The organism is Falsiroseomonas oryzae, assembly GCF_027856955.1.
Lineage (GTDB): Bacteria > Pseudomonadota > Alphaproteobacteria > Acetobacterales > Acetobacteraceae > Falsiroseomonas > Falsiroseomonas oryzae.
On record NZ_JAPSMD010000436.1, the window covers coordinates 1 to 4,384 of the forward strand.

General features: G+C 73.7%; 5 protein-coding genes. 2 read left to right on the forward strand and 3 right to left on the reverse strand.

All coding sequences use genetic code 11. The features are described from left to right. Positions 1-142: 142 nt before the first annotated feature. Both OZN99_RS26360 and OZN99_RS26365 read left to right on the forward strand, forming a co-directional pair. On the forward strand, positions 143-763 hold the full coding sequence (locus tag OZN99_RS26360; protein WP_270938207.1) for a hypothetical protein: 621 nt from the start codon (positions 143-145) through the stop codon (positions 761-763). 95 nt (positions 764-858) lie between these two features. Continuing rightward, positions 859-1,848, forward strand: a complete 990-nt coding sequence (locus OZN99_RS26365; protein ID WP_270938208.1) for a Bug family tripartite tricarboxylate transporter substrate binding protein — start codon at positions 859-861, stop codon at positions 1,846-1,848. Positions 1,849-1,869: 21 nt separating this feature from the next. Here the strand turns inward: OZN99_RS26365 and OZN99_RS26370 are convergent, their stop codons facing one another. From OZN99_RS26370 to OZN99_RS26380, 3 genes are all read right to left on the reverse strand, one after another. Next, complete coding sequence (locus OZN99_RS26370) at positions 1,870-2,742, reverse strand: amidohydrolase family protein (RefSeq protein WP_270938209.1); 873 nt, start codon at positions 2,740-2,742, stop codon at positions 1,870-1,872. A gap of 10 nt (positions 2,743-2,752) precedes the next feature. After that, positions 2,753-3,742 (reverse strand): tripartite tricarboxylate transporter substrate binding protein, encoded by a 990-nt coding sequence (locus tag OZN99_RS26375; RefSeq protein WP_270938210.1) that lies wholly within the window; start codon positions 3,740-3,742, stop codon positions 2,753-2,755. Further along, positions 3,739-4,384 (reverse strand): hypothetical protein (locus OZN99_RS26380; RefSeq protein ID WP_456299904.1); only part of this gene is annotated, 646 nt, incomplete at its 5' end. The genes OZN99_RS26380 and OZN99_RS26375, both read right to left, overlap by 4 nt.

Here is a 4,384-nt window from a genome sequence, read left to right on the forward strand (position 1 = left end):
CCGCCGCCGCCGGCGGACGGGCTGGATCCCCCGCCGCCGCCCGACGACCAGCGCCAGAGCCAGCGTGCGCGCGGCGACAACGGAGGGTCCGGGCCCGGCGGGACGGGCCGCGCGTGACCCTGCGCAACAGGAGGCTCCCGCCATGAGCGCCCCGCCGCAGCGCCCCACCGGCTGGCTGGCGCTGGCCTGCCGCCCCGGCAAGGCCGACGGGCACCTCGTCTTCCCCTACGAGGTGACGAACAACGGCCCGGTGCCGGTGCTGGTCATGGACGCCTGGCGCAAGCCGGGTCGGGGGGATCCGCTGGCGGATCCCGACGTCGCGCAGGTCGTGCTGCGGGAGGACGGCGTCGCCGTGGCCGGGAAGTACCTGCCCGCGCTACCAGAAGGCATGGTGGTCGCGACGCGCGCGCTGCCGCTCTGCACGCTGGTGAAGCCGGGCGAGACGCTGGCGCGTGAGCTGCGCATCCGGCTGCCGTTTGCCGAGCAATCCTCCTACCTGCCGGAACTGCTGCTGAGCCGCTACGAACCGTTGGAGCTGCGCGGCCTGGTGCTGGCCGTGGGCTGGTGGCCGCTCGGCCATCCCGGCATCGTCGCGGCGCCGGCACCCTGGGCGCCGGCCCATCACCTGGTCGCGGCTCTGCACCGGCTGCCGCCGGCCGGCACCGCGCAGCTGCGCTTCCCCACCACGCGGCTTGACATCCTGCGACGGCGGGACGCCTTCCCGCGCGGCTTCCCGGACCAGCCGGACCTGGAGGTGTCCTGACCCTCCGCGCGGTTGACGACGCGCAGCCGCCGCCCCCTACTGCATGGAACGCGCCGCCGCGGAAGGACGGCGCCCGCTGGAGGAGAACGGACCCGATGCTCACCCGTCGCAGCCTCGGCCTTGCCGCAGGCGGCCTGCTTGCCGCCGTGCCGGCTGCCCCGCCCGTCCGGGCCCAGACCTGGCAGCCCAGCGGCCCGATCCGCATCATCGTGCCCTTCCCGGCCGGCGGCACCACCGACATCCTGGCCCGGCTCTACGCTCAGCGCCTGACGGAGACGATGGGCGTCTCCGTGGTGGTGGAGAATCGCGGCGGCGGCGGCGGGTCCATCGGTGCGGACGTGGTGGCGAAGGCGGCGCCGGACGGGCAGACGCTGCTGTTCCACAACCTGACCTTCTCCACCACCACCGCGGCGCTGGAATTCATCGGCCGGGCGCCGCATTCGATCGAGCGTGACTTCGCGCCGATCAGCCTCGGCGCGAACGTGCCGATGATCCTGCTGGTCAATGCACAGGTGCCGGCGCGCAACCTGACAGAGTTCGTCGCCTGGGCGAAGGCGCAGAACCCGCCGGCCTTCTACGGCTCCACCGGGCCCGGCAGCACGATGAACCTGATCGGCGAGGTGCTGAAGCGCGACGGCGGCTTCCAGATGGAGCACGTGCCCTTCCGCGGCGCCGCGCCGCTGGTGCAGGACATGCTGGCCGGCCGCATCGCCTTCGGCGGCGACCAGCTCTCCTCGTCGCTGCAGCACATCCGCGCCGGCACGCTGAAGCCGATCGCGACGCTGGCCGCGCAGCGCCCACGCGTCCTACCCGACGTGCCGACGGTGCGCGAGCAGGGCTTCCCCAACGCCGAGCTGCTGGGCTGGAACGGCTTCTTCGCGCCCGCCCGCACGCCGGAGCACATCCTGGCGCGCCTGCACCGCGAGATCGCGGCGGCCGCCCAATACCCGTCGCTGGCCGCGCGCATCACCGAGCTGGGCGCCGAGCCCGGCGGCAACTCGCCGCAGGAGTTCGGCGCCTCGGTCCATGCGCAGATCGCCGCGGTGCGGCCGCTGGTGCGCGAGCTGCGGATGCAGGTCGAGTAGCGGCCGATCCGGCGGCGCGGTTCAGAAGCCGAACAGCGCCGCCGGGTTGTCCACCAGGATCCGGCGTCGCATCGCCTCGTCGGGCGCCCAGTCGGCGAGCAGGTTGAACAGCTGCACCGAACCGACGAGGTGCGCGAAGGAGAGGTGCGGGTAGTCGCTGCCCCAGATGATGTTGTGCGGGGCAGCCTCGATGACCGCTCGGGCCATGGGCAGCGCATCGGCGTAGGCAGGCGGGGTCGCCATGCGGTAGGTGCCGGTGAACTTGACGTAGCCCTGCACCGTCCCGCCCCGCACCAGATCCAGCAGCTTCACGAAGCCGGGCTGGCGCGGCCCGGCCTCGGCGCGGAACATCCCCATATGCGCCACGCTGAAGGGGCAGCGGAGCGTGGCGAGCGTCGGCAGCAGTTCCTCCGTCAGCCAGCCCGGGCCGAGGAAATCCAGGTGCCAGCCAAGCTCGACGCAGCGTGCCTCCAGCCGGCGGATGCGCGGGAGCATGGTGACGGAGAAGCCGGGCTGCGCGGGCTTCACCGGCGAGTGGTTGATGCGCACGCCACGCACGCCGAGCGCATGCATCTCCGCCAGCAGCGCATCGGGTGCGTCCTCCTCCACGTCCACGATGCCGCGGCAGCGTGCCGGGCCGACCTCGCGCATGGCGTCGAGCATGCAGGCATTATCGCGGCCATAGGCGCTGGGCTGGACGAAGACGAAGCGCTCGAGCCCGAGATGGGCGGCGAGCTTCAGGTAGTCCGCGAGCTCCGCGACCGGCGGCTTGTAGCGCAGCGGCTCGGCGGAGGCGTAGGGGTATCGCTCCTCCCGCCCGAAGACATGGAAATGCGCGTCGCAGGACAGCGGCGGCGCGCGGAAGGCGGGCGGGGTGGAGAGATCCTCGTGCACGGCGCTGCTCCTACTCCACCCGCACGCCGGCGCGCGCGATGACGTCGCGCCAGGTCGCGATCTCCTGCGCCAGATGCCGGGTCATCTCCGCGGGCGTGGAGGTGACGGCCAGCGCGGCCTGCTGCGCGAAGGCATCCCGCAGCCGCGGCTGCGCGCAGGCGCGCACGATCTCGCGGTTCAGCCGATCCACGACCTCGGCCGGCGTGCCGTCCGGCACCGCGACACCCCACCAGTAGGACATGTCGTAGCGCGGCTGACCGCCCTCGGCGAAGGTCGGCACCTCGGGCAGCAGTGCGCTGCGCTGCGCGCCGCTGACGCCGAGCCCGAGCAGCGTGCCCGCGCGCACATGCGCGACGCCGGAGGCAAGGCTCGCGATCGCCATGTCCACCCGCCCGCCGATCACCTCCGTGATCGCGGCCGCGACGCCGCGGAACGGCACGTGCAGCGCGCGGATCCCGGCAACGTTCAGCAGAAGTTCCATTGCGAGATGCGCGGAGGAGCCCTGCCCGCCGGAGCCGAAGGTGATCTCGCCCGGGCGCTGCCGCGCCAGCGCGACGAGATCCTGCAGGTTCCGCGGGCCGAGGCCGGGCCGAACCATGAGCAGCGACGGCGAGTCGGCGATGCGGCTGACCTGCTGCAGGTCGCGCAGCGGGTCGAAGGCGGCGTTCTGGTAGAGGCCCGGCGCGATCGCCAGCGAGTTGTCGGTCAGCAGCAGCGTGTAGCCATCCGGCGGGGAGCGCATGACGGCGGTCGCGCCCAGCGTGCCGCCGGCGCCGCCGCGGTTCTCCACGACGACCTGCTGGCCGAGCTGCTCGGTCAGTTCCGTCGCCAGAAGCCGCGCCGAGACATCGGTGAAGGAGCCCGGGGCGAAGGGAACCACGATGCGCAGCGGCCGTGCCGGCCAGGCGCCCTGCGCGAAGGCCGGCAGCCCGAGCGGTGCGAGGGCAAGCCCGGCGAGCAGCGAGCGGCGGTTCATGGCGGTGGTCCTCCCCTTCGTCATCGGTCGCGTCCGACGGCGGCGCGCCAGCGCGCCAGCATCCGCGCGCGCGCCTCCTGGTCCAGCAGGCGGTCGAAGCCGCGGTCAATCGGAATGGGCGAGAGCGGGCGGTCGGACGGGGCGATGATCGGGAACAGGCCCGCCTCGCCCAGAGCCGCCTGGCCCGCCGGCGAGACGAGATGCGCAAGGAACGCCGCGCCGGCCTCCGGATTGGCAGCGCGGCGCGGGACGAACCCGATCCGCGCGATGGCCGGCGCCGGCGCCGCCGAAGGAGCAATGCGCAGCCTAGCATCCTGCGCGACCGCGCGCCGCGCATAGGCACCGAGCACGTGCAGGCCGAGATGCGCGCCCTGCTCCATCGCCGCGGTCAGCGCCATGATCGAGCCGATGGCGCGCGGCTGCATCGCCGCCAGCGCATCCAGCATGTCGTCGAAGGCAGGCTCCTCCAGGCTCCAGCGCAACATCGCGAGGAAGCCGAGGCCGTTCGCCTCGATGTCCGGCAGGACCACCTGGCCGCGGAAGCGCGCGGGCTGCGCACGCAGCAGGGCGGCGATCTCCGCCGGCGTGCCGGCCGGCGCCGGGCCGGCGCGCAGTAGCGTCGCCAGCGGCTCCGCCGTGGTGGCCAGCGCCAGGTCGCGATGCGCG

Bases quoted from the DNA above. Each gene is read 5' to 3' on its own strand.
- OZN99_RS26365 (WP_270938208.1), top strand. From the start codon at position 859: ATGCTCACCCGTCGCAGCCTCGGCCTTGCCGCAGGCGGCCTGCTTGCC.
- OZN99_RS26360 (WP_270938207.1), top strand. From the start codon at position 143: ATGAGCGCCCCGCCGCAGCGCCCCACCGGCTGGCTGGCGCTGGCCTGC.
- OZN99_RS26375 (WP_270938210.1), bottom strand. From the start codon at position 3,742: ATGACGAAGGGGAGGACCACCGCCATGAACCGCCGCTCGCTGCTCGCC.